Annotated in this window: 8 protein-coding genes; 2 read left to right on the top strand and 6 right to left on the bottom strand. The window is 58.1% G+C overall.

What is annotated here, in order from left to right; genetic code table 11:
- Window positions 1–564, bottom strand: a 564-nt coding sequence (locus tag JX325_RS09750; protein ID WP_204790956.1) for a PepSY domain-containing protein, incomplete at its 3' end; no start/stop codon positions are given.
- 732 nt (window positions 565–1,296) lie between these two features.
- On the opposite strand from JX325_RS09750, the gene JX325_RS09745 reads away from it, so the two are divergent.
- Together JX325_RS09745 and JX325_RS09740 are read left to right on the top strand one after the other, a co-directional pair.
- Entirely contained in the window at window positions 1,297–2,010 is a 714-nt protein-coding gene (locus JX325_RS09745; protein ID WP_204790955.1) for a LytTR family DNA-binding domain-containing protein, read from the top strand.
- Between the two features lie 215 nt (window positions 2,011–2,225).
- A complete protein-coding gene (locus JX325_RS09740) occupies window positions 2,226–3,347 on the top strand; it encodes an ATP-binding protein (protein ID WP_204790954.1) in 1,122 nt (373 codons plus the stop codon).
- A 1,036-nt stretch (window positions 3,348–4,383) separates the two neighbouring features.
- Here the strand turns inward: JX325_RS09740 and JX325_RS09735 are convergent.
- The 5 genes from JX325_RS09735 to JX325_RS09715 form a co-directional block, all read right to left on the bottom strand.
- Window positions 4,384–4,983, bottom strand: coding sequence for a hypothetical protein (locus JX325_RS09735; protein ID WP_204790953.1), 600 nt, complete (start codon window positions 4,981–4,983; stop codon window positions 4,384–4,386).
- A gap of 186 nt (window positions 4,984–5,169) precedes the next feature.
- Window positions 5,170–5,790 carry a hypothetical protein gene (locus tag JX325_RS09730; protein ID WP_204790952.1) on the bottom strand — a complete coding sequence of 207 codons (621 nt, stop codon included), beginning with the start codon at window positions 5,788–5,790 and terminating at the stop codon, window positions 5,170–5,172.
- Between the two features lie 91 nt (window positions 5,791–5,881).
- Entirely contained in the window at window positions 5,882–6,502 is a 621-nt protein-coding gene (locus JX325_RS09725) for a hypothetical protein (protein WP_204790951.1), read from the bottom strand.
- Between the two features lie 166 nt (window positions 6,503–6,668).
- On the bottom strand, window positions 6,669–6,917 hold the full coding sequence (locus JX325_RS09720; protein WP_204790950.1) for a response regulator transcription factor: 249 nt from the start codon (window positions 6,915–6,917) through the stop codon (window positions 6,669–6,671).
- A gap of 792 nt (window positions 6,918–7,709) precedes the next feature.
- On the bottom strand, window positions 7,710–8,090 hold the full coding sequence (locus tag JX325_RS09715) for a hypothetical protein (RefSeq protein ID WP_204790949.1): 381 nt from the start codon (window positions 8,088–8,090) through the stop codon (window positions 7,710–7,712).
- Window positions 8,091–8,429 lie beyond the last annotated feature (339 nt).

The raw sequence follows: 8,429 nt of genomic DNA, 5'->3' as shown, positions 1-8,429 counted from the left end.
CTCCTGCGGCGCGGCGGACGGAACGCTTCCCATGATATCGGGAAGGCCCTCCAGCACCTCGCCGGTGTAGGCGTCGCTTTTATATTTGAAGTTCCCCAGGGTGGGGTGACGGAGTTCCACTTCGTAGTGGGCGGGGGCCTCGTCCAGCTCCGGCTCCGTCTTGCTGGTGACGGAGTCCACTTCCAGGGTTCCGGCGTACTGTTCCGCCGCGTGGGCGGCAAGGGACATGCCGATGGGCAGGCCCGGCGCGCCGGTCTTCCAGAGCTGTTCCAGCTCCTTGGAGGAGAGGGAGGCCAGATCATCGGAGGACAAGGCGGGGTTGAGGGCCTGAACGTCTTCGATCATGGTAGTCTTGCCTTGAGAGACGCCGGCGGCGGGGGGAGTCAGGGGCTCTGCGGCCTGGGGCGCGGCCGGGCCGTTGGCGGAATCTGAGACCAGGGCGCCGTTTCCGGTTTTTCTGCCGAACATCTGCCAGAGCTGGAGACACAGCACCAGTGCCAAAAGGGCGATGGTAGCCGCCAGCAGCCAGCGGGTCAGCTTCTTGTCGTTTTTCTCCGGGGTCATGGGGTTCACCCTCCTTTTTAGAATGGCTCCATTATAGCGCGGAACGGGAAAAAAGTCCAGGGTGAGAGTCCAATTTCCGACGCATCCCTGGATCGGCTCGCAAACCCGGCAGCCGCCCTGCTCTGTTTTTCGCAAATAGCGGAGGTCGAAAGGATTTCCCCCGGCAAAATGCGGAAACGGCTTGAGGGAATCCTCCGCGGAGCCGGCATGCGCATGGCTTTGAACCGGGCCTCGACCGATGGGCCTGTCTCGGAGGCGTTCTTGTAAGCCAAGGCCCTGTAAACACTTGCCGAAAAAATGCTTTAGCGGTCAGCTTTACAAACAAATCATATTTACGGGAAGGCATATTATTTTTGCCAAATCAGTATGGAAATTTTTATCTGCTGTGTTATAATATAAACTGTAAAAAGGCTTATCCAGGGTACAGCAATGCTTCCGCCTTTCTCCGATTGATCCGGCTAAGAGGACAGGCGGCTCGGCACCGNCAGCCCCTCCCGGCGGTGCCGTCGGATTCATCCGTGTCGATTAGAATTCGCCCGTCCCTGACTCCGATGGCCTGAGTTTCAAATACCGGCAGCAAGGAATCCGGTGAGCCGCCCAAAACTCCTGTGTTGGTATGGACACAGGGGTTTTTGCAGTACTGGGGCGCTGACCGGCCAAAGCCGCGCGCCGGCTCATACTGACAGGCGCACGTCCGGTATTTTGCGCCGCCGGTCTGAAGGGGAGATTGATTTGCATATCGCTTTGTGTGATGATGAAAAGAATGAGCTGCTCCTGCTGCGGGAGATGATCCAGGCATTTTGCGAAAAAAAGAGGCTGGAGGCCGTCATAGATGTATTTTCCGGGGGGGAGGATTTTTTGGCGTCGGCTCAGCGGTATGACATTCTTTTTATGGACATCTACCTGCCCGGCATGAACGGGATGGAGGCGGCGGAGCGGGCCGGTGCCCTGGCCCGCCAGCAGATCGTGTTCACCACCGTCAGCCGGGAGTATGCTGTGGAAGCCTTCCGGCTGAACGCCGCCCACTATCCCACGAAGCCGCTGAGCGCCCAGTCTGTGGCGGAGGCGATGGAGCGGTGCCTGATGCGGCTGGGGGAACCTCCCCGGAAAAGCCTGGTGATAAAGACGAATCAGGGAACGATTCCGGTGCCGATGGAGCNGATCGTGTTTATCGAAGTGCTGAACAAGCTGTGCATTGTACATACCGCCAAAAGCGACTTCCGCACCTATACCTCTCTGGACGCGCTGTTTGAGCAGCTGGACGATGCTTTCCTGCGGGCGCAGCGCAGCTATGTGGTGAATATGCGGTTTGTGGAGTCCTTCCTGTTTGACCGGGTGATTTTAGCAGGCGGCACAGAGATCATGCTGTCCAGGGGCAATCGGACCGAGCTGAAAAGACAGTATCAAAGCTTTCTCTTTCGTTTAGCGAGGAGGGCTGAGGAGTGATCTTTTGGAGACTGTTTTTCGGCTGGCTGATACAGATTGGGCCCTTTGCGCTCCTGTGCATTCAGCCTTTTGCGGGGCAGCTTCGCTTTCCCCTCNNGAAAACCGNGGCCGTTATNCTGATTCTGTTTNNGGGGCTTGCGGCGGCGTTCGCGCTGACAGGATGTGCGCTGCACCGTGCGTCGGCCTCCGACCCCTGACTGTTTGTCAAGGTCAACATGGCTTTTTTTGTGAGCCTGATTTTCTGCTTCCTGTGGTATTTGTACGCCGTAACCGCTTCATGGCCGAAAAAGCTGTTTGTGTTCTCCTACGTTCTGAGCGGAGCGTTTATCATCACGTCCATCAGCAACGCGATTGCCACAAGGCTGCATATGGGCAGAAGCGACGGGCTGCCATACCTGGGCTGTGCGCCGCTGATTCTGCTTCTGGCGGCCGCGGCGTTCCTGCCCGTTTTGTTTTTCGTCCTCAAGCGGCACTACCAAATCATGGCGGACAGCTTTACGAACAGGGAGAGCATCTACATATCCACGCTGTCCATCGTTTTGTGCGTGGCGCTGTCCAGCGGCCTGATCTGCTTCGGCTACCTCAATCTTTATGAGCCAATGAATTTGCTGCTCTATATCGCTCTGCTGATCTCAATTTTTGCGATGAACGGCATCTGCTTCAAGCTATTGGACATCACCCATGAGAAAATGAGCGCCCAGCGGAAATATGACGAGCTTCATTGCCAGCTCTCCCTTCAGGTGGAGCAATACCGCCGGATCAGCAACAATATGGAGGCAACCCGGCGGATGCGCCATGATCTCAAACNCCATATGATTACGNTACAGGGCTTCCTCCAAGGCNGGAACNTAAAGGAGGCGGAGCNGTATTTGGACCATTACCTGCTGGTCACGAAGGAGCTCGAAATCCCCAAGCTGTGCGATAACGCCGTGGTGAACACGGTGGCCGACTATTATCGAATGCTGTCGGCGGAGCAGGACATCTGCTTTTCAGCGCGTATTGCGATCCCGGCGGATCTGGCCGTCCAGGATATTGATCTGTCCGTCCTGATCGGGAACCTGCTGGAAAACGCGTTTGACGCCGCGCTTCTGGTGGAGGGCGAGGCCCGTTTTATCCGCTTCAACATGGCCTGCTTCGGGAAGATGCTGGCGGTCACCGTGGACAACGGCTTTAACGGGACCGTAAAAATGGAGGCAGGCCGCTATCTGTCCACCAAAGACCAGCACAGCGGCTTTGGCCTGGCCAGCGTGGAGGCGATTGCGGAAAAGTATTCCGGCGGCGTGGAGTTTACCCATGAGGCGGAGGTATTCCATTCGTCGGTCATGCTGGGGATATAGTTTTTGGGGCGCAGAATATCGCGTCGCAGTGCTGAAAACGCCCAAAAGCAGCCCCCGGAACGGACGAAAATTGCCGCCGCTCCGAGGGCGCCGGACGGGCAGGGGCACTCCGCCGGTAAAAAACTGTTAGCTTGGGGCCGCGGCCTTGCTTCAGNCGCGCCGCTTCGCACNGTGGATCAGGCCGCCGCGTGAAGCTCAGCTCGTTTCCTCCCCGCTGGCCAGCGCCTTCAGGGCGGTGGCGGGATGCTCATGCAGCGGCAGGGATAGTCCTGCCCCATTTGCGGATGGAATCAGGGATTCACGGGTCTCCGCCAACGGCTGGGGTTCCAGTGCGCGGATGAAGCCGGGTCCGTGGGGCCAGAATTGCCCGTGGTTGTTTTGGCCTGTCCGGAAGGGCTCATGGCTGCGCCAGAGGTCGCCGGCCAAAATGTTTTGCACATCGATCCTGAGGGTGTGCGGGATTTCCTCGGCCGGAGCCAGCGCCGACAGATCCGCGGCGGCGGCATCGACGGGGATATGCCCCGCTTCGGCATAGCCTCTCCGAATGACCGCCACTTCATTTGCTTGGTAGCCTTCCCCGCNCTCAAGCTCGTTCCAGAGCTGAATGTGCGTATTGCGGTCATGGCCGCTGCCGCCTATCGGGANCAGTCCATCGCAGTTGAAGGCNTAGGAGAAATTCCGCGGACTGCTCCGAGGGCCGAGGGCGAGGGAGGTTGGAATCAGCGACATCCCGCAGGAGGGCACAAGCTGGATATCCACCAGGGTTGTGCCTGCAGCCAGCCGGCCGGTGGGCGAGGGCGCGCCGCCGGCGGTGACATAGCCCACGCAGTGGTCCAGGCACAGCTCAAGGCCGAACTGGAGGATCTGCCCGCCGCTTCTGCGGATGTGGGGAAACCGGAACAGGGAGCCGCCCAGACCCTTGGGGTCCTCCTGGATCAAGCGGTCCAGAATTCTCCAGGTGGGCTGGCTGCCATGGGCGATGTCCTGATCGGTGAGTATCCGCGGCGTGGCATTGCGCAGGGTGAAGTTCACGAAGTCAATGGCAGACTTCAGGTGCTTTTCGGTGAAGTAGCAGGCGTCGCGCTGCCGCGGCGTACTGCCGCGGCGTACTGCCGCCGCATTGGATCAGCGCTATGTTGCAGCCCGTGGCAGCGGAAAAGCGGGGATCGCCGGGAATCACGGAGGAGAGGGGAAAGCTGGCGCCTATGGCGCTGCCGAATACAAAGACCCAGTCCTGGAACCGCTCCTCTGCCGCCAATGCCCGCAGCTCGCCAAACAGGCCGCCCCAAGGCCCTTTAAAATAAGCGGGCAGGGGGCCAAAGGAGGCGGGCGCCTTCTCCCAGCCGTTCAGCAGGTTGTAGAAGTATGCCCCTGCCGCCCCTCTGTAGAGGAACTCCGGCGCCATAAAGATTTTCAGTGTTTCAGAATCCGCCTGCGCATTTTTATAGGCCGTCTCAATGGCCCGGCGGGTGAACTCGACGCGCGCCATGATATCCAGGCATTGGCTGAGCACATGAAACCGCCGGTCTCCCGCCGCCGGAGCGAGGCCGGCATAATGGTCCGCGCCCGACGGTCCATATACCGCCCCGGTGTAGATCTCCCATGCGATAAACTGTACTTTTGAATATTCTGGCATATATTCAACTCCGTTTCTATCCAAATCGCTCTGGCACGCCGCGCAGCTGTTGGCGCGGCGGCCAGACAGAAAAAGGCCAGTCTCTTCCCGGGCTGACGGCCGGCCTTCCCGGGAGGGACTGGCTTTCCTCAAACAGCGCTGGAGCGCCGCTCCGGCAGCGATGAGCGGGTATCCAAAGGCGCAGGCTTACTTCTGGCTTTCGACCTCAAAGCGATAGCCTTCCTCGGGATTCCCGTACAGGCCCACCGTCACCTCAGACACGCCCTCCAGGTCTTGCTCGAAGAAGCTGTCCGAGTTGAGGACCGCGGAGTTGAGCTGATCGCCCTCCTGGATCTCGGAGGCCAGGCCCCAATACAGCTTGGGATACAGCACGAAGGTCGCCTTCTGGTCGTAGGCCACCGTCTTTTTCCGCATCATCAGCTTCCCGTCCTTGTATAGATCGACGCTGATGCCGCCGGGTACTCGGATATCATTGGCCACGTNGATGGAGCGGGTGTTGCTGGCGTTGCCGTCCTCGTCGATGGTGATGCCGGTCCCGTCCTCTATGATGTGGTAGCGTTTGCCGATGGAGGCGGTGAGCATGGCGGTGCGGCAGGCGTGGTCATTCCAGGAGGCGCTGACCGCGGTTTCGATGGGATAGGTCACCGTACACTGGGAGCCGCGGCCCACGTCGGGGATGACGCGCCAGGCCACGCCGTCCTTCAGCGCGTCGAAGGTGGGGATCTCGTTCTTGAGGAACAGGAAGATCTTGGGGAGGTCCTCGTTCATGGAGCGGTTCACATAAGTAATTTTGATTTGATTGCTCATAATTCGACAGCCTTTCATGATAGATTTGGGAGTTCGGTGGGTGGGATATGCTGGATTTGACCTCTCCAGCGGAAGCCGGGGACGGAGGGGGTCACTTCCAGCCGTCGATTTTGAAGGAGTAGCCGTCCTCGGCGTTTCCGTACAGGCCGACCGTCACCTCGGACACGCCTTCCAGATCTTGCTCGAAGAAGCTGTCCGAGTTGAGGACCGCGGAGCTGAGCTGGTCGCCCTCCTGGATCTCGGAGGCCAGGCCCCAGTACAGCTTGGGATGCAGCACGAAGGTCGCCTTCTGATTGTAGGACACGACCTGTTTGGTCATGACCACGCGGCCGTCCTTATACAGGCTGACGCTGACGCCGCCTGGGGTCTGGATGTCGCTGCAAACGTCGATGGAGGTCGTGCTGGAGGCGTTTCCATCGGCCCGAAGGACAATGCCGGTGCTGTCCTTGGCGACGCAGAAGCGGCTTCCGATGACTGCGGGCAGCATAGCCGTCCGGCAGCATCCGTCGTTCCAGGAGGCGCTGATTTCAGTGGAGATGGGGAAGGTGAAGTTGCAGGAGGAGCCGCGCCCGACCTTGTTAATCACACGCCAGGCCACGCCCTCCCGCAGGGCGTCGAAGCTGGGGATCTCGTTTTTGGTGAATACGAATACAGACGGCTGATCCAGATTCATGGAGTGGTTGACATATTTGATGTTCACATTGCTGCTCATAAAAACCTCCTACCTTACTTGTGAGCTGCCCGGGCTTATACGAGGTGTCTTTGGTTCAAACCTCATGCTAATTATGTAAAATCCGCAAAGCTTTTTCAATTCCCTAATTTCAGTAGTTTTGCCTGAGCGATGCAGAATCCTACCGGTTTCCGCAGTCCGGGTCCGCCTAAACCGGGAGATCTTCCAGCGAGAGCAGCCCCAGCTGTAGTGCTTTGACCACGGCCCGCACAGCGTTTTCGGCGTCCAGCTGGCGGTACAGGTTCTTTTTGTGGTACTGTACGGTTTCCTGGGTGATGTGCAGGTCGGCCGCGATCTGCCGGTCGGTCATGCCTCCGGCGATGCGCAGAAGAATCGTCCGCTGACGCGCGGTTAAANGGATGGACTCCGTNTTCTGGCGGATGTGGGAGCGTGTCACCTGCTGAAGCTCCAGCGACATGCTGCTGATCAGCTGCCGGAGCAGTACGGGAGGCCACTCGGATATCTGCTTTTGGTTTGTAACAATGGCTAACGTGACAGAGGAGCGATCAGGGGTGAATGGGGCGCTGTACAGGGTGCAGTTTGTTAAAAGGGTGCAGTAGTTTTGCTGCGGGAAGGTCCACATCGGCTCGCTGTGCCGAATGGACAGGGCAACGGCATTGGTGCCCGCATGAACCTCGGAAAAAGAGAAACCAGGTCTGAAAAGCCGGAAAAGTGGAAGTTCAGGTATTTTTTTTCAGTAGTATTCCCNGCTGGCTGACCAGAAGAAACGCGGAGGCTTTTGGCAGGCTGGCAGCGGCGGGCACCGCACAGGACTCAAAGGCGGAAATGTCGTTGTGCGACTGCTCACACAGCGTTTTAAGCTGCTGATCCGAGAGCGGGTAAAGCTGCCGGGTGGAATCGGGCGAGAGTCCCGCCTGTGCGCATCTTCGCCAGGAATCCAAGACGATCCGTTCGTTTCGTGAATTTTTCATTGTAGCACTCCTCACTATCGTTTAGTAACCCCCTGCTGTGCGTGTTGACAGCTTTGCCGGATGCGCGCGCCGCCTGTGTGGTGATCGCCGCGATCTGGCCGTTAGGTTTTCACAGCGGATTCTTCCATTCTGGGAAAAATCGGCTTTTCGTTGGCCGAAACCGTTTGAGACCGGCTTCTTACCCTAATTATAAAATAATTTGTCAGGCCAACCACCTGCATTTCACACCCTAAACCACACACTTTACGAAATGGACATCAAAAATGGCTGCTGTTCCTGCTGTAGGGAAAGAGCTCTGACATAATCTCGTCGGAGGGTGGAGCCGCCAGAAGTTCAGAAATTAGAATCTTTTCGCCGTTTGCTTTCCGCGCTAAAAAGGTGTTTTCCATAATGTCCCCCCCTCTGTCCCTCACAAAAATTGTTAGTAGGTGGTAACTTATGGTGCCTAGCCCCACGGTGAGCCGGGACGGGTCCGTATAGGTCCCGGAGTTGACGGCCACGGCGGCGGCTTGGAGCTTTTCCCGGACCTCCCTCTGTGTCTTGCCGGTAAAGGAACGCTGGACCTGCTTTCCCGTGCCGGGGTCCCGGCCCGTTGTAATCCGGTCCTCCCAATAGGTATACTCTTTCCCGTCCCGCATGACGGTCTTTTTGCGGATGGTCCCGCCGCCCCAAGGTGGCCTTCGACTGGTCCCTGGCTGGGGGGCGTGACCCGGCCCTATCTGCTGGCCGGAGGCCTGACGCCGGAGAATGTTACTTCCGAACCGAAAGGCCGGAAGTAATATGTGCCATGTTTTAAGGAAGCACTGATTAAATCAGGTAAAAGCCAGGCAAACAGACGAAGGTAATGGAAATGTCCAATAAAGGAACATATTCGGGGAAGAATTCCTCGCTTTTCCAGTCCCGGCCCGGCCTGCGGTTGATGCGGTATTCAATGGCAGAAAGCTGCGGATTGCTTTTGATTTCTTCCCGTTTCTCTA

The organism is Oscillibacter sp. CU971 (genome assembly GCF_905219725.1).
Taxonomy (GTDB): Bacteria; Bacillota; Clostridia; order Oscillospirales; family Oscillospiraceae; genus Oscillibacter.
This window is presented reverse-complemented; position numbering and strand designations above follow the sequence as displayed.